Annotated in this window: 14 protein-coding genes; 9 read left to right on the top strand and 5 right to left on the bottom strand. The window is 54.9% G+C overall.

Annotated elements, in window-relative coordinates; translation table 11 throughout:
• Positions 1–81 precede the first annotated feature (81 nt).
• Both RDV48_25455 and RDV48_25450 read right to left on the bottom strand, forming a co-directional pair.
• On the bottom strand, positions 82–2,166 hold the full coding sequence (locus RDV48_25455; protein ID MDQ7826175.1) for a hypothetical protein: 2,085 nt from the start codon (positions 2,164–2,166) through the stop codon (positions 82–84).
• A gap of 135 nt (positions 2,167–2,301) precedes the next feature.
• Positions 2,302–3,297: a hypothetical protein gene (locus RDV48_25450; protein MDQ7826174.1), complete on the bottom strand. Its 996-nt coding sequence runs from the start codon at positions 3,295–3,297 to the stop codon at positions 2,302–2,304.
• Between the two features lie 261 nt (positions 3,298–3,558).
• Between RDV48_25450 and RDV48_25445 the strand changes: the two genes are divergently transcribed.
• Positions 3,559–4,215, top strand: a complete 657-nt coding sequence (locus RDV48_25445) for a hypothetical protein (protein ID MDQ7826173.1) — start codon at positions 3,559–3,561, stop codon at positions 4,213–4,215.
• Between the two features lie 46 nt (positions 4,216–4,261).
• Entirely contained in the window at positions 4,262–4,456 is a 195-nt protein-coding gene (locus RDV48_25440) for a hypothetical protein (protein MDQ7826172.1), read from the top strand.
• Positions 4,457–4,484: 28 nt separating this feature from the next.
• Here RDV48_25440 and RDV48_25435 read toward each other — a convergent pair whose 3' ends face one another.
• Positions 4,485–6,116: a serine/threonine-protein kinase gene (locus tag RDV48_25435; protein ID MDQ7826171.1), complete on the bottom strand. Its 1,632-nt coding sequence runs from the start codon at positions 6,114–6,116 to the stop codon at positions 4,485–4,487.
• Positions 6,117–6,316: 200 nt separating this feature from the next.
• On the opposite strand from RDV48_25435, the gene RDV48_25430 reads away from it, so the two are divergent.
• The 6 genes from RDV48_25430 to RDV48_25405 all read left to right on the top strand — a co-directional run bounded on the left by RDV48_25430 (position 6,317) and on the right by RDV48_25405 (position 10,757).
• Positions 6,317–7,408 carry a hypothetical protein gene (locus RDV48_25430; GenBank protein MDQ7826170.1) on the top strand — a complete coding sequence of 364 codons (1,092 nt, stop codon included), beginning with the start codon at positions 6,317–6,319 and terminating at the stop codon, positions 7,406–7,408.
• 123 nt (positions 7,409–7,531) lie between these two features.
• Positions 7,532–7,972 (top strand): hypothetical protein, encoded by a 441-nt coding sequence (locus RDV48_25425; GenBank protein ID MDQ7826169.1) that lies wholly within the window; start codon positions 7,532–7,534, stop codon positions 7,970–7,972.
• Positions 7,973–8,134: 162 nt separating this feature from the next.
• Positions 8,135–8,536 (top strand): hypothetical protein, encoded by a 402-nt coding sequence (locus tag RDV48_25420; protein MDQ7826168.1) that lies wholly within the window; start codon positions 8,135–8,137, stop codon positions 8,534–8,536.
• Between the two features lie 194 nt (positions 8,537–8,730).
• Positions 8,731–8,982 (top strand): DUF485 domain-containing protein, encoded by a 252-nt coding sequence (locus RDV48_25415; GenBank protein MDQ7826167.1) that lies wholly within the window; start codon positions 8,731–8,733, stop codon positions 8,980–8,982.
• Entirely contained in the window at positions 8,975–10,570 is a 1,596-nt protein-coding gene (locus RDV48_25410) for a cation acetate symporter (GenBank protein ID MDQ7826166.1), read from the top strand. Before RDV48_25415 ends, RDV48_25410 begins: the two co-directional genes overlap by 8 nt.
• A complete protein-coding gene (locus RDV48_25405) occupies positions 10,560–10,757 on the top strand; it encodes a hypothetical protein (GenBank protein ID MDQ7826165.1) in 198 nt (65 codons plus the stop codon). The genes RDV48_25410 and RDV48_25405 overlap by 11 nt, the downstream gene beginning before the upstream one ends.
• On the opposite strand, the gene RDV48_25400 is transcribed toward RDV48_25405, so the two are convergent.
• Positions 10,751–13,498: a response regulator gene (locus RDV48_25400; protein MDQ7826164.1), complete on the bottom strand. Its 2,748-nt coding sequence runs from the start codon at positions 13,496–13,498 to the stop codon at positions 10,751–10,753. The genes RDV48_25405 and RDV48_25400 overlap by 7 nt on opposite strands.
• Positions 13,499–13,587: 89 nt before the next feature.
• Positions 13,588–14,574 carry a hypothetical protein gene (locus RDV48_25395; GenBank protein MDQ7826163.1) on the bottom strand — a complete coding sequence of 329 codons (987 nt, stop codon included), beginning with the start codon at positions 14,572–14,574 and terminating at the stop codon, positions 13,588–13,590.
• A gap of 498 nt (positions 14,575–15,072) precedes the next feature.
• On the opposite strand from RDV48_25395, the gene RDV48_25390 reads away from it, so the two are divergent.
• A complete protein-coding gene (locus tag RDV48_25390; GenBank protein MDQ7826162.1) occupies positions 15,073–17,055 on the top strand; it encodes a TM1802 family CRISPR-associated protein in 1,983 nt (660 codons plus the stop codon).

Below are 17,055 nucleotides of genomic sequence, written 5' to 3'. Positions count from 1 at the left end.
TCATCAGGAGCACCGGAGAGGCCCCGTGCATTGCGGGCGCCGCCGGGACCCTCAGCCATTTCCGCGCTTCCCTGGTTCTTATCATTTAACCATCACGTAGACTGCCGCTAACCTGTATCTCACGTCGGCGATGCTCCTTGCCAGCTCCAGGGCGGCGCCGGGCTTCTTCATGCGGGCAAGCCTCTCCGCCGCCTGGACCTGGAGAGACGGATCTTTCAGGGCCTTGAGGATCTCGAGACTCCTTGGCTCATCTTTCTCTGCGCCCGCCAGGGCCGCCCCCATCGCGAGGAGGGGCTTGTCGGTGCTTCCGGTGAATGAAAAGAGCGCTTCGGGGTCAGCCTTGGCAATATGGCTGAAGGCGGGGCTCCATGTCCCGGCGGAGAGAGCGGGGTAGCGGCTGATAAAGGCCAGGGCATCTGCGGTCTCTTGTGAGCGGGCGATCTGAAGGGCGGCATGCCTGTAAAACTCATCTCCTATCTCGATGTCCTCATGGCCCTGCTGCTTGTAGAGGACCCCGCGGTTCCAGGTCATGTAGTGTGCAGGATAGGTGTTGAGGAAATTCATCACGAAGAGGGGATCGAGGTCATAAAGCCTGATGAAGAGCTGAGCGGCGTCATAATTGGGAGAAGAGACCGGCGACAGGCGCTCTATGACGAACTGCTCCGCCCCCTTGAGGTCACACTCAATGAAGGCGAGCACTGCCGAGGTTATGGCGTCATCATCCTGATAGGGATATTCCCCGACAAGATCCATGCCCTTCTTCATGATGGCCATGGCTTCAGAAAGGCCCCGGTCTTTGAAGATGACGGCAAGGCCGCTGTACCAGGTGATCTTGAGCAGATATCCCTCTTTTGGAGAGTTTTTATCAATTTCCAGCTTCTCTACCTCGGGGACCACCCATTCCTTTACAAACCTGAAGAGCTGATCCTTGTCTGCCCACTGCTGATACACTTCGTGGAGAGGCATGCACCGGGTGGCGATGACGGCGTAACGGCTCCTTTCCCTGATGCTCTTTTTTATCTGCTCCATGAGGGCCGGAAAGGTGGAAGGAAAGGTCTTCTCCCGGAGGGCTTCATTTTTTGAGGGCTTCTCAGGGAGGCAGATTATCTCAAAAGGAACATTGAGCTTTATCCCTGTCTGCGCCTCCATGGCTTCTACCGCGTCGCGTCCTCCCTTTTCAGCGGCCCCCCTTGCCTTGAGATAAATCTCTTTCGCACGGCCGCGGTCCTTCGATGCGGCAATTCCTGCGAGCGACATGAGAGCCGCGGCACGAAGGCCATCACTGGAGATGTATGAGCCGCTCTTGAGGGCCTGTGCCTGCCGGAACGCCTCGTCGAGATCCACTGCTGCAAGATCATCAATGTACCTGATATCCACTTCGGCGAAACGATACTCGAGAGCGCTTGATCCCCTGTTGACTGCAAGCTTGCGGACCTTGCGGAGGCTTTCAATGAATTCGCAGGCAAGCCTCCTGTCTGTTCTCCCAAGCTCGGGAAGGAAGTCCAGTTTCTCCTGATCGACGAAATCATAAGCATAGTAAGACCGGATCCCGTCCTGTATCCCCATCTCGCCTATTGCCTCCATGGCCTTGAGGAGGAGCCGGGCTTTCTCCACCGGGTCGGCCTTTCCGGCGGCAACGGAACGGAAGTATGCTATCTTCTTTGCGGGTTGAGCGGGAACATCCTTGTAGGGTGCCACTCCCAGCTTCACCAGGGCCCGCTCCCTGGTCTGGGGGCCGCGGATCTTCTCTGCGAGCTCCACAGCCTTTCCATGATCCCACTTGTCGAGGGCCAGGGCAATCCTCATCTGCGCTTCGGCGATCTGCCTTTCCCTTTCATAAGGCTCCCTGATCTCCTTCGCATAGAGAAACCCCCTCTCGGCGAGGGATATGACGGCAGCGGCATCGATGCCCTCTTCCTCTGGAAGGCTCTCCAGGAACATCCCTGTATACTCCGCCTTGTGATAAGGGTAATACTCGGAAAAGCCCTGATAGGGCTTTATCTTTTCAAAGGAGTCAATGTCCGCGCTCACCATCTTGAGAAGGGCTGCGGGCACGGGTTCCGGAGGGGCGGGTGACGGTTCCTGAGCGGCGCACCGGGGGCCGCCCTTGGTGAATATGAGGCATATCATGAGAATTAACAGAATACTCTTGTGCAGTGGCGTCATGCCGGCCCCTCTCTCCTGCCGCTGCGAGCGGAGGTTCTTTTCAAGCCACCTTTTCTATTATACCACTCACGCATGGTTTTTTCACCCTTATCCGCTGAGAGCTGCTCAAGGGCTTTGCGGCGGGCCGCCTGTTCTTTATTCGGCGAACAGCTTTGTGAGGAAAGCGAACATCTGGGGGTCGCACTCTATGAGGACAGGGCGCTTCGCGGGGGAGAAATAGGCCATTACGCTCTCAGCGAAGTATTCCCTGGGGTCCTCACCGGCGTACGATGACACAAGGGCCTTCCTGGTGCCGCTGAAACGGTTCCAGAGCCTGAGGGAGAGGTTCACGGGGAGGCGGTGATTCTCCTGTATGGCATGATCGATGGCATGGGCGCATTCATGGACCGCCACTGATTCAGATCCCGCGGCGCCCACCCACGACTCCTGGACCAGAAGAAGCCTCTGCTCGCCGACATAGAGTCCGATATGGCTTTCTACGTCATACTTCCCCAAAAGTATCAAGCCTTTCTCGACGAGGGGCACATTGTCAACACAGATGCGGTGGTAAGCCTGGCCGCTCGAGGGGATGACAATCTTCACGCCGAAGTTGGCAATGATGGTGAGGGCCCGGGGACCCATGCACCTCAGCTCCTCCTTGAGCTGCTCCTTTTTCTCGTCACTGGGGGAAAAGATGATAATGGCATCGAGAATCCTGTCAGAGAGGGCGTCCCTGTCGCCGGCCTGCGATACCCTCAGGCTCTCAGCGGCACAAGCCTGAGGCTGAGGAAGGCTCTCTTCATCAATAAGCCTCTCAAAGGAGGGGGAGCTTTTATCTTCGGTGTAAAAGAAATCATAAACGTCCTGCAGGGCCTTTATGGCAAGAAGAAGGAGCCATTCCATGATCCCCCTTCCCGGTGCTTCCGCTCTCTCCGGGAATATTGTCAGGGCCGTCATGAGGCGCGTCTGCATCCTGCCGATCAATGAGCGGGCGCCGGAGCTGAAAAGGGCCCGGTCCTCGACGGCATTCACAAAAGAGGCAGACTTCCGGGGGATGATTTCAGGAGCGCCAGGGAGCCTCACCACGGCGCCTTTTCTTCGCACAAGCCTGAGAAGGCCGTCAAATTCAGAGCTGCTGCCTTCATTGCTCATGGGGGGGGCTCCTGTCAAGGGGGGATATGTTAATAGTACCAGCAAAGGGTTAAGAAATTGTTACGAAAACGTAACAATTTCTTGAATCTTTATGCCCGAAAGGCCTTGGAGACAGGCAGGGAGGTCCATGGAAAGGATGGCGGGCACTGAGCAGGAGAGCGCCGGCTTCCCGGTGAAAGCTTACGGGCATGACCTGGATGGCATGCCTCCGCACGGGGAGTGTCACCTGTCGGCATATCAGAAGAAGAGGTGGAGGGGAATATGGGAAACGGAAATAATGACGGTGTTTCCTTTGCCGCGCCCGGGGACCTCCTCTACTCCCTCCCCACGATATGCGACTGGATGCCTCCCCTGACGGAAAAGACTCTTGATTCCGTCTCAGCCCTTATGCTCCACGAGGACGACTGGCGGCAGGTCGAGCTCATCGCCATGGAGCACAAAGATGAGATTGAGGCAATGCTGGACGGCATTTACGACATCTACGAGAAGGAACGATCTCCAGGGGGAGCTTTCCGGAAGATCTATGTCCGCCGGCTTATCGCTGACCCTCTGAGTGTACGCCGCCTTAATGCGGATTCCCTGAGAAAACTTTTCAGTAAAGCCATTGAATATCATGCCCTCAGGTATGAAGCCTTTGAGGGCATCGTCCAGGGGGGATTCGCCAGGAGAACCGAAGGGGGCCTCCTCCTGTACGGGCGCCAGGACGGGAGCGTGCTGCACACGCTTTGCCTGGAGATCATCGGGCGGGGCAGGGGGCTTGAGGAGGACGGTCTTGTCATCGAGAATTTCTGCGTTGCCCACCGCCTTGTCCTTGTGGACTGGTGCTTCTGCCAGGCCATGGTCCCGGGTGACGAGCCCTTCAGAGCATACTTCTCGCCCTCCGGTAAAGGATACCGCTCCATCGGCAGGCGCCCCTGACAGCTTCACTGAATCTTCTTACCCATCTTCTGCCACAGGCGAAGGCTTGCCGGAGCGGGCGGGAAAGCCCTGGGACGAGGAGGAGACCGAAATGCTCCTCAGGCGCTATGACGAGGGCCTCTCATTCGTCGAGCTTGCCAGGGAGCACAAGCGCACAAGGGGAGCCATAGAGAGCCAGCTTGCGAGGCTGGGGAAGATCTCCTTCAGTGACCTGAGGCTCATCGGGAGGCAGCAGGCATAGAAAATCAGCATTGCCCCGGGATCCCTCTTTATTTCAGAGTGAAGGAGTCAATGAAGGGCTGGAATTCCGACGAGTAATAATAGTCAAAGACATCTTTCGGCGCCCTCATGCTCAGGAGAAATGCATATTTGCAGTCTTCCCTGGTCATGAGCCTGTCTCTTTGAAGGGAGCTGCCCTCGGAATAGGAATAAACATAGTGCCGGGCACCGTTCACATAGAAAGGGCCCTGTTTATCGACATTTTGTATCGACTGGTCTTTCAGCATCTTTTCATATAATTCGCAGTATCGCTCGTCTGTATACTGCTGATCTTCTTCTTTCGGCGTTAACTTCATTATTTCTATCTTTCGCTGGACAGGCTCCGTGGCAATCCAGATCCAGGGATTCTTGGTCTGCCGATAGGATTTGGGAAACCAGGCGCTCCAGAAAATATTTTCCATTTGCCTCAGGGAATTTTGAGTATCCTGGGAGGGAAGGGGAGTCTCCGGTGGTCCCGGTGAAAGAAATGCCGGGACTCCTGAAGAGGGAGGCTTCGAATTCGATGAAGAGGGATGAAAGGCTACCCTGAAGAGAGCGATTCCCCCTATAATGATCGCCAGGAGCACCACAATGAGGGGGACATAAGAGCGTGCAGGCAGAGAGCCCGACAAAGAACCGGAAGAAGAGTCCGGCATTTCAGGATGGAGCACTGCCTCCCATTCAGCCTCCTCCTCCGGGGCGAGCTTCCTGGTCGAGGACATCCCTCCCCACTCGTTTCTTGCCCGCTGGGCTGCAACTTTCAGGGTGCCCCGGGAAGTGGAGGGCAGTGGAATCCTTTTGCCCTGGGAGACGTTGACAAAGGCCTCACGCATTTCGGCGACAGACTGGTAGCGGTCATCAGGATTAAATTCGATTGTCCTCGCGAGAGCCTCTTCCAGCAGCTCCGACACCCCGGGGTTGATTTTACTGATGGGGACAAATCCGAAAAAATCATCGCTCCTGCCGTGCCCGTTGGTGAGAATGCAGTGGAGGGTCGCCCCGAGGGTGAAGATGTCGGAGCGCTCATCGGTCTGCTTTGCACCATAGTGCTCAGGCGAGGCGGTGAGATATGAGCCGACGACTGACGTATCTGATTCCTTGCCGGTCTTGAACACCCTTGCAATGCCGAAATCCACCAGGTGGAGCTGTCCCATGGAGTCTTTCATTACATTGTGGGGCTTGAGATCCCGGTATATGATGGGGGGGGTCTGAGAATGGAGGTATTCAAATATGTCGCAGAGCTGGAAGGCCCAGTCAATGGCATCCTTTTCACTGATAAACTCGGTGGAGGTGGGAGAGATGAGCTTGTCAAGGCTTACCCCGTCGATATAGTCCACCACCAGGTAATAGAAGCCCTCCTGCTCAAAGAAATCGACGCACTTTACTATTCCCCAGTGGTTCAGGCGCTCAAGGGTCGCCTTTTCCTGTGAGAGGGCAACAACCCGGTCCGACTGGGATCCCTCCACCTCCTTGATAAAAAAGACTTTACCCCCTTTTCTCGCCAGATACCCTATGCTCATGCCCCCCGTGGTGAAATATGATGCAATATAGCTCCCCTTGAGGATCGTATTCTTTGGAAGCACCAGCAGGGGGCGGCCGTCACTGCCCGTTTTCCCGTCGGGGGCGGGAATGCGATTTCCCATGGGCGAACCTCCATTCAGGGAGAATCCTTGAGATGAAACTTTCGCTTTCCACAGGTGAAATCCTCCGGGGGCAGGATCATCCATAAAAGGCGGGCCCTGTTATTTCCCATGGAGCCATCCCTATTTTCTTCAGGGGAAGGACTCATGGGGCCGCTGGAGTAAATATAGGGTGACTACTTTCACGATGCGGGGGAAAGAACATGAAAAAGCAGCATTTTTTTCTTATCCTGGCTTTATTCTGCGGGCTCATTGCCCTCTATGCCGCGGCGGCGGGGGGAGGGGCCCATGCCCAGGAGCAGCCCGGGAGGGAAAAGGGTGAAGTCCATTCCCTCTTTGCCGTCTCCCCTGACAGCTCTTTACTTGCCTATATGGCAGCCCTCGGTGACGAGAAGCAGATCCGGATCTGCTCCTGGGACGGGATAAGGGAAAGATCTCTCGTTTACCTCAAAAGCGGCTCAGTGACGGAGCTCCAGTGGACTCCTGACGGCGAGGCAATCCTTTACCTCTATGACCCCCTTGGGAAAGACAATTATCATCTCTTCCGGACAGACCTCAACAAAGGCATCACAGAGAACCTCACCCCCTGCGAGGCTCCCGTCATGTCGGTGCTCCCCTATTCCCAGGCGGATCCCGCCGAGCTTCTCGTGCTTGTGAAAAACAAGGGCCGTGACGATGTGTACCGCATCAGCCTGAAAAAAAAGACGTTTCTGTGCGACACGGCAAACCCCGGTGACGTGGCGGCATGGCTTGCCGACAACAGGCTTCAGGTGAGGTGCGCCGAAAAGCGTGATGCCGGCGGAAATGTGGAGCTGATGGTGAGGGATGACGTGAGCAGGCCCTGGCGGTCCCTTATGAAATGGCAGAGCAGGTACCCTTTTGAGGGTGCGAAGGCCTTTTCATCAGACAACAGCAAGATCTTCATTGTTCAGGAAAAGGGGATCGGGGCTTCAGCAGTCTTCCTCGCTGACGTGAGGACAGGGAAAAAAGTGGAGATCTTTGAGAGCAGGAGCGCGCCCATCAACGGTATGACTGTTGATCCCAAAGATCTCTTCATAGAGGCGGCGAGCACCCTTGACAGGGCCCATACGGTGTGGCACCCCCTCAATGTCGAGGCGGCGACCCATTACCGGATCATCACGAAAATCACTGCTGCCGATTCATTTTTCATCACCTCCAGGAGCGCCGATAACCTGCGGTGGGTCGTTAAATTCCTGCAGGAAGAAGGGGCTTTCCGCTATTACCTCTATGACTGCGCCTCGAGAAAGTCGCGGTTCCTCTCCGAGGGGAGCTGACACAAAAGTTTTACCTGCTGTTCATCCCTGTAAGAACCCTGTAAGGCACCTGTGAGGGTCCTGTAAGGGGGGGGTGGTATCATGAGCCCATAAAGCACGAGATACCAGAAGGAGGAAAATAAAATGGCAGACATCAGCATCCAGCCCAGGACAGCTTACGCGGGACCTTACGGCGGTTACGGCGAATACGGCGGGGCCGCAGGAGTGAGCGCCGACGGCACAAAGGGCGCAATCGGCGGGGCGGGCTACCACGTGGGACCCAACGGCGGCGTGAGCGCCGGAGCAGGGTTCGCAGCGGCAGGCCCCAACGGCGCCATCGGCGGATTCGCCGGCGCTACCGACAATCCCTATGTGTCAGGATCGGCGAAAGGCGGCTTTGCCTTCAATGCCGCCACCGGTGAGTTCGACTCGGCCAACAGCGCCCAGTGGACCAACAAGACCACCGGCGAGAGCCACTCAAGGTCCGTTGAGAAGAATCTCCAGCTGGGCCAGGGCGGCACCATATCGGTGACCAGGGACGGCGTGAACCAGACCTACACGATTCCCCCGAGACCTACGGAGTAATCCTTAAATCTGCAGAGGAAGATGCACCCGACCGTTCCCCCGGGTGCATCTTCCTGCTGTACTGCCATTTTGCAAATATCTGTCTGCCCCCATTTTTCCACAGGAACTTTCCCCCGTCGCTGCCGAACATACCATGGAAATATCATGAGGGGGAGGACAAGTATGCAACATCTTCAGATTATCAGGATCATCGACTGGATCTGCGGCATCACGGGAGCCATATCGGGGCTGGGCCTCGTGGCGGCAGGCATCCTGGGAGCGAGCCTCCTGGGCATGCTGGGGATTACCATGCCGGAAGACAAGGCGGCAGCAGGGATCATCGCCATCGTGTTCGGCACGGTCGGGCTTATCGGGGGGGGATTTATCCTCATCCTGAGCGTGCTGTCGATTATCGCGGGGAACGCCCTCGTGGAAGGGAAGCCCTGGTCCCGGATATACCATATCATCATCGGAGCCCTGAGCCTGCCGGGATTTCCCGTGGGAACAGCCATCGGGGTTTATTACCTCTGGGCCCTCCTGGCCTGCGACGAGGCCAAGGCGGTCTTTGAAGGGGGAGGCTCGTAGGGGCAGGATTAGCCTGCGGGGGAGCCGTAGACGGTGCCGCCGGTGCTTCCCATAAGGGTGCTGGCCTCTGTGCGTCATGGCCTGTGCGCTCAGGCAAGGAATCATCCTGATCATGGCGAAGGCCTGGATGACCGTGCTTCCCGGAGAGGCTCCAGGAGTGCGCGGGCACCCATCTTATCAAGGAGGTCCTGTCCATGACCTATGAGCAGATGCAGAAACGGCAGCTGAGACTGAGCTTAATGCTGGCGGCAGTGTTTCTTTGCTCAATATTTGCCATACCGTTTTTAAACTATGCGCTGCCGGAAGCCATGCTCACGCCGGTCTTCGGAATACCCTTTGTATGGCTCGCGGTAGGGATTCTGCTCCATATTGAGTTCTGGATAATCGCCACCGTCTACACCATTGCATCAAACAGGTGGGAGTCGGAGGTGGCCGGCAATGAGTAGCCTTCCTCTTGGAGCGGCAATTATCGTGCTGGCGGCAACGATAATCATCGGGCTTCTGTCGGCGCGCCGGGCTAAAACTCTCAGTGATTACTGGGTAGCGGGACGCAGCGTGGGTGTCTTCACCAATGCCTCGGCAATCTCAAGCAATTACCTGAGCGCCGCGTCCTTTCTCGGGGTAAGCGCTTTTATCTGGGCCAACGGCTTTGACGGCGTATGGTATGCCACAGGCTTCGCGGCTGGCTACATCCTGCTCCTTCTCTTCATCGCGAGCCCCCTGAGGAGGTTCGGCCAGTACACCATCCCTGACTTCTGCGCCGGGCGCTTCAATTCCGTGAGGCTCAGGCGCATCGGCATCTTCTGGACCGTCGTGATATCCACGGTCTATATCATCGCCCAGATGGTGGGCGTCGGGACCCTCATGGAGTCGGTCACGGGCCTGCCATGGGCCCTCGGTGTCTTGCTCCTCGGCGGCGTCATCACCCTCTATGTGGCCTTCGGCGGCATGACCGGGGTAACCCTTACGCAGATGATCCAGTTCTGGATCATGCTTGTTGCGATGGTGATTCCCCTTTCGGTGATGCTCGCCCGCCACCCTTACCCCGATCTTCTGATGCGCGCGTACCAGAACAGGGCGGCCCCGGCGGTCTCTGCCGAGAAGGCCGCCTTCACCACCTACGAGGGAAAGCCCGTCTTCTCGGAGAAGGAGAAAAAGAAGTTTCCCGACGGGAGGGCATGGCTTGAGCCTTTCAAGAAGTTCAGCCTCTTCTCCAGCGTATCGCTGCTGATAGCGCTGGTCTGCGGGACAGCGGGGCTCCCCCATATCCTGGCCCGCTTCTATACCAACCCGAACGCCGCCAAGGCGAGGTGGTCCACCGTCTGGGTGCTGGTCTTCATCGGTGTCTTCTATATCACCACTCCCCTCTGGGGCGCCTACGCGCGGATGGTGCTGGGCCCGGAGGCGGTACTGCAGAACAGCGCCGGAGACCCCAATCCCAACTCACTGATGCTCGTCACCAGCAGGGAGGCCGGCAAATGGGCCGTGGCTCTTATCGCGGCGGGCGCCATAGCGGCACTGCTCTCAACGGTGTCAGGGCTTCTCATCGCGCTGAGCTCCGCTTTCGCCCATGACTTCTACGGCACAATCCTCCGTCCCCGGGCCACCGATACCCAGAAGATATTCGCCGCCAAGCTGGCCGTGATAGTCTGCGGCGCCCTCGCCATATTCATCGGCATAGGCTTCCGCGACGCCAATGTGGCGTGGATGGTGGGCCTCGCATTCGCGGTGGCCGCGAGCACCTTCTTCCCTCTCCTCACCTGCGGCATCTGGTGGCGCAGAATGACCGAGGCGGGGGCATATGCCGGCATACTGGTGGGCGGCACCATATCGGCCGTGGTAGTGGTGGGCAAACTCGCGGGGCTCTGGGCCTTCGAGCAGCCCGCCCTGATAAGCGTCCCCGCAGCCTTTGCGGCAATCTTCCTGGTATCGAGGGCCACCTGGGCGGGGACCGATCAAAAGACGCGGGAGGAACTGGAGCAGGCTTTCCACCGCCTCCATAATCCAAAGGGAGATTGTGCCCATGGCGTATAGGCTCTTTGCCCGTGCCGTCATTGTCATCGCTCTGCTGCTGTCCGCTGCATCCCATGGGGCCTCCGCCGAAGAGAAAGCCGCCGGCAGGGACGATCCTGTGAAAATCACGGTGGGAACCTGGGAGGAATACTTCAGAAATTCCTCGAGGACGCTTGATTACAGCTTCAGTTACTGCCGATCTTATTGACCGCTGAGGCCGGGGACCGCCTCCCGGAAATGCCCGGACTGCTCCTTCACTGCAGCCATCAGCTCGTCGAGCGTGAGGGTCCCTTTCTGGAAGACTTTTACCGTCGAGGCTTTGAGGCGCTCGCGCTCCTCGGGGCCCAGGTCCATGGCCGTGACGACCACCACGGGGATGGCGCACCAGGCCTCATTTTTCTTCAGCTCCTCGAGGAACTCGAAGCCGTCCATTTCGGGCATCATCAGGTCCAGGAACACCATGTCGGCTCTTCTGTCCCTGAGGGACTCAAGGGCTTTCCTCCCGTTCTCCGCCTGAAGGGCTGAGTAGCCCTGCCGGGCAAGGCTCTGGACCAGGATGGAGCGCGCCTCGGGGTCATCGTCCACCACAAGGATCGAAGGCTTCTCTTTGTCCTTGAGGTATTTGGCTGCCATCAGGGAGAGACGGTCGCGGTCCACGGGCTTGGAGAGGTAGTCGCTCACCCCGAGGGAAAAGGCCATCTCCTGCTGGTTCAGGATCGTGTGCATGATGACCGGGATGTCACGGAGCTCAAGATCTGCCTTGAGGGCTGAGAGGACGGCCCACCCGTCCATTTCAGGCATCATCACATCAAGAAGAATCAGGGATGGTTTCAGCTCACGGGCCTTGAGAAGCCCCTCCTTGCCGCCGGTGGCCACCTGTGCCTGGTAGCCATCCCTGGAGAGGTGGCGGATAATGATCTCCCTGGAAGTGGCGTCATCATCTATCACCAGGATAACAGGCTCCCCTTCTCCTGCCACCCTGACCTCAACAGGCGCCTCGGGCATTTTCTCCTTCTTCTCGATAAGAGCGGGAAGGATAATGGTGAATCTTGAGCCCTTTCCATACTCACTCTCCACAGTCACGTCGCCCCCCATCAATCTCGAAAACTGGCGCGTGATGGCGAGGCCCAGACCCGTGCCCCCGTACTGCCTCGACGTGGAGCTGTCCGCCTGGGTGAAAGCCTCGAAAAGGCGCCCTATCTGCTCCTCTGTGATGCCGATACCGGTGTCCCTCACCTGGAAAGTGACAAATTCCCTGTCGTCACGGCGCTCTCTTTTCACTTCCAGCGTCACGGTCCCCTCTTTCGTGAACTTGCAGGCGTTGGAGAGAAGGTTGAAGAGACCCTGGCGCACCTTGGTGAGGTCGCTCCTCATGGAGCCCGCCTCTTCAGGGCACAGCACCTCGAGGCGGTTCCGGTTCTTGCTCACGAGGGGCTCAATGGTGCTCACCACGTCAGCGATCATCGCCCTGATGTCGAAGGTCTCGATGTAGATGTCCATCTTTCCCGCCTCAATCTTGGAGAGGTCCAGCACGTCATTGATGAGTGCCAGCAGGTGCTTTCCCGCGGCATGGATCTTCTTGAGATCAGAGGCGGCAGAGTCGTTCCCCTCGTCCTCAGCTTCTTCCGTCAGCATCTCGCTGTAGCCGAGAATGGCATTGAGGGGAGTCCTGAGCTCATGGCTCATGCTGGCGAGGAAGCGGCTCTTTGTCTTGTTTGCCGCCTCGGCAGCGGCCTTTGCCTCATGGGCCTCCCCGGTGGTCCTCTCCAGCTCGGCCATTGAGCGGCGCAGCTCCTCGGTGCGGGCGGCAACGCGCTCTTCAAGGTCTTCATTGAGACGGCGGAGCTCCTCCTCCATGCGCCGGCGCTCCGTGATGTCCATCGACACCTCGAGGAGAGCCCTCATAGTGTTGTCCTCGTCAAAAAGGGGGTGGAGCGACGTGAGCGCGTAAAACTCACCGCCGGTCTTTCTCACCAGCCGGCACTCGGCAGTGACCGATTTGCCTGTTTCCTTCACGGCTTTCACCGAGTCCTGGAAAACGCAGGCCCCGTTCTTCCTGTGAAAGAGCGATGCAGGCTTATGCATCACCTCGTCCTCCGTATAGCCGAGCACGGAGGCGGCGCCGGGGCTGTAGCCCGTGATGAGGGGCTCGGGGCCTTCGATGCCCAGCGTCACGAAGGAGATGTTCTTCGCTGCTTCAAAGAGGGTGCGCAGATATCCCTCGCGCTCTCTCAGGGACTGCTCTGCGTATCTCCTCTCTCTCTCCGAGCGCATGCCCTGCATTACCACATATGCCGAGAGGAGGACGACGACCAGCAGGATGGCGGCGCTCACACTGACAAGGCGGCCCGACACCTTTGCGATATCGGATTTCACGTCTTCAATGTAAATCCCTGTCCCGATGACCCAGCCCCAGGGCTTGAAATATCTCACGTAGGAGATCTTGGGCACGATCTTGCCGGGATCATCCTTCCACTGCCACATATAGTCGATATAGCCGCTCCCCGATTCCCTGGCCACCCTGACGGCCTCGACAAAGAGATGCTTCCCGTGGGGATCGGCGAAGGTGGAGATGTCGGTCCCGTTGAGGTCCGCACGGTAAGGGTGCATTATCATGTGAGGCCCAAGATCGTTAATCCAGAAGTAATCCTTCATCTCGGCGCCGTAACGGAGGCTCTTTATCTGGTCAATGGCAAGGGCTTTCGCCTCATCGACGGTGATCTCGCCTTTCCGGGCCTTTTCATCATAGTGCTCGAGGACACTCCATACCGACTGGGAAAGCTCCTTGATGAGAAGGCGCTTCCCCTCCATCAGGCTGCTTTCAAACGAGGGAATGATGAGAAAGAAGATCGTGAGGCCAAAGAGAATGACGGCGGAAGCCATGGGGATGATGAGCTGGAGGCTCCTCCTTATTACCACGGTAAGCATGCGGGTATTTTTACGCTTCAAAGGTATGGCCTGCTTCTTGAGTGCTCTCTGGAGACTTCATCACAAAAGGCGAGATTCCTCTTGGAAGCCGTGGAGCACAGGGGAGCCGCTTATGGAATATCCTCAATACTGTATCTGGTGACTTTGCCGGTCACGGCGATAAGCTTCTCCGTGCCGCCTGTATAGATGCTCAAGTCTTCAATGCGCCTGAAGAGGGGCCAGAGAATTTCCGGCAGCGAGTTGGGAGCCCCGTAAAAAAACGTGTGATGGCCCATAAGGGAGGAAGTCCCTGAATAGCCTTCATGCCGGAACTTGTCGAGGAGGCTCTGGATGCTTCTCTTGTCAGCGGCACTGAGCCGGTTATTTGAATCCGACAGCAAAGGCCTGTCCACTTCAAGATACACCAGTTCAATGTTCTTCCAGTCTAGCTCCCGGAGGGCCCTGCGCAGGCTTTCCTCTTCCCCGCTGAAATCAATGTCGGGGAACTGCTCTTCTTCTCTCCTCAGCGCTTCTTCAATTTTTCCGTCTCTCAACAGCCTGAATTTTTCCAGGGCGTTCTCATGGACAATATAGCATGCGAGGTAGATTTTTTTGTAGCTGTTGAGCACCTCGATGTCTTCCACATCTTTTCCGATAAACTGGAAAATGAACTGTGAGCCCGTGCCGATATAGTCATCGAGTATCACGAGAGCGCGGTTATCATGGTCTGGCGCATGCTTTTCAGTCTGCCATGCAAGTCTGTCTAAAGTCTTGAAGTCAACTGCCGGGATGAGGTTCGCTTTTCTGTAAATATATGACACGACATCGCCGCTTTTGCAGGTGAATTCGCGGCTGAAATCAACATCCGTGAGCTCCTTCTCATCAAAACCTCCTGCGGCAAGCCTTTCCTGCAATTGGGCGTGGAGAAGCCTGGTCTCCCTGATGAGCCTGGGCTGGGAATGAAATTCTATTGTTTCCAGCAGGGCAAGGGCGGCGGGCTTGTCCCCCTCTTCAAAAAGGCCGAGCCATTTCTGCAGGGACTCAATCGGAATGACCGGCTCATTGAAACGGGCAAATAACATCTCCACTCTCTGGTTGAATAAACAGCGCTCCTTCATTTCGGCCCGCATGCCTCCTTTTTTCCCGCTGATTTCCCCGCCGTGCGTCCCGTCCGCCATATCAATACAAGGCTCTCTTGTGAGCATTCACCGCCTGAAGGGTTACCTCCTTTTTCTATGGGCACACGCTCAGGATCACTGGGACCCCTTCTCCCGGCCTCCTGGCGGAAAAGGCCCGCTAGAAACACTCCTGAGGATTTATCAATCCCCTCAGGTTTTCCTGAAAATTTTCCTCCCGAGCTGTAACTTTTCGACCAGGAAGGTTTAATAAAGATGAAAAGTCTTTGAGGCGCTGACATGCATGTGTCAGTGGAGGTTGATAGAATAGGAATCAAACACGAAAAGGAGTTCACTCACTTTATGTCAAATCAGATGTATCAGAAAACGAATATCCATCTTATCCTACTTCTTACAATAATCAAGACAGAATCATTTCCTTTAGGTAATGTCTTTTGAGAGAGCTACATTGATTAATCAATTTTATAATTGGAGAAAAAAATGCTCGATGCGATGAGAATTTTGGCATTGGATTATCTCTTCGAAGAGATCGGTGACAAGAATAATCCTCCATATAGCGTTGAAGATTGGTACACTGAAATACGAGAAACAAAGCCAGAGATTCTATTTCCGTTTCTTGTTGAGCGAAGTGAAAATCTAAAAGAGATATTCTCGCTTGAATATTCAGAAAAAGATGATATTGTGACACTTTTCAAAGAAGAAATGACATCGGAAAAAGCAGCTTGGCTTCCTTTTATGAGACCATCAGGTTCCCAGGCAGCTCAAGTCGGGCCGGTATTAAAGCGCAGCTATAGCAAAGAAAAAGGTGCTGGTCCTACTGCAAAAATTCTTTCAACCACACTGAATTCATTTAAGGAGATTGCATCGGCAAAACAGCCATGGTCTGGTTATTTTGAAGAAATCATATCGATTCTGGAACGCCCCAAACTAAAGCTCAAGGACAATGAGATCATAAATTGGGGGGGAAAGGGATATGAAACTCTCTTAGAAGCTTCCGTAGATAGAATCGGTCCTCAGAAACAACCAGTATTCCTCACGGTGAAAGATAAAAATGGAAACTTTCCTGGTCAGAGAAGAGAATATATCGAATATCTTATGAAAGAAAAACTATGTGGGACAAAATATGTAACCAATGAAGCTCAAGCCAGTGATAACCGTACTTGTCCATTGTGTAGTCATGACAATGTGACAATATATCCAAATGCTCTTAAGGGAGCTGGTATTAACATCAGTAACATTGACAGGGCAGGAGCTTTTTCGGAAATCGGCACACATAACGCATGGAAAAAGTATGCTTTGTGCAATGCCTGTGCCGACCTGCTCTATATTTATAAATATCATTTTCTTAAGAAAGATAATGACAAGAAAAATCCTTTTATCACACCGATAGCAGGTGAGGATGCTCTTGTAATACCATATGCATCCATTGATTACTCAGAGAGAAGAAAAATCTGGAGGTATGTAAAAGACTACATCAAAACAACCACTTCTGATGTGGAAGAAGCGGAAATAACCATACTGGACAGACTCAAGGAAGAAAAGAGCCTGATGAATTTCACATTTCTATGGGCGTCAATTGGTCAGAATCTGGAAGATATAACAGGTATGATCACAAATGTACCTCCATCACGCCTTAGAGAGTTATCAAATATCAATGAAGAATCTCAAAAGTGGACCCATCCAATTTTCCCAAATTACTTTCTCTCGGGTGATTTTCGTGCGAACCTCTCTCTTACAGCATTATACGATCTATTCCGCCGCCCAGGCGGTAAAAAAGTCAAGAGCATGAACGCAAGCATGAAATTAAGGCAGTTAAGGCGGATTATTGCTTCAAGCCTGTATCATAAGAAAGAGATTCCTCTTTCTCGCTTCTGGGATGAAATTATGATAACCGCGCGATGTTATTGGTCGGATGCCGTCGAAAACGGTTCTGAATATGGACTTCTCAATGAGGGGAAGAAAAAAACCGGTGAAATTTTCATTACAGCTGCAGGATGGGTAAAGCATTTGTGCTGGTGGTTATATTATTTCAAGAAAACGGAGGTGATGAGAATGGAAGAAAGCTACTTCCAGCCGAAAATGGAAAAACTGAAGCCATATTTCGGATCAGAAAGCGGTATTGATACTCATCAGAAGGCATATGCTTTTCTATTGGGGATACTCTATGGAAAAATTCTGGAAGTCCAGGGTGCAAGGGGTGTGAATGTGAGTGCGAATGCGCTTACCTGGCTCAAACATCTTACATTGAAGGGCCGGGATCTACCGGGATTATATATCAAAATCAGGGAAAAGCTTCTTGCATATGAAACAGAAAAAAGTCAGGAGGTAAGGGCACTTATAGAAGAGATTGGAGCGCTCGGGGTGATACTTGGAGATACCATAATACTTGAGGAAGTGCCTACAAATTATTATCTTTTACTGGGGCAGTCTCTTACAAAAATAATTCTATCGAAAAAGGAGTAA

This window comes from Candidatus Eremiobacterota bacterium, from assembly GCA_031082125.1.
GTDB lineage: Bacteria > Vulcanimicrobiota > CADAWZ01 > CADAWZ01 > Ess09-12 > Ess09-12.
The sequence above is the reverse complement of the archived record's forward strand: the minus strand, read 5'-3'. Positions and strand labels throughout refer to the sequence as shown.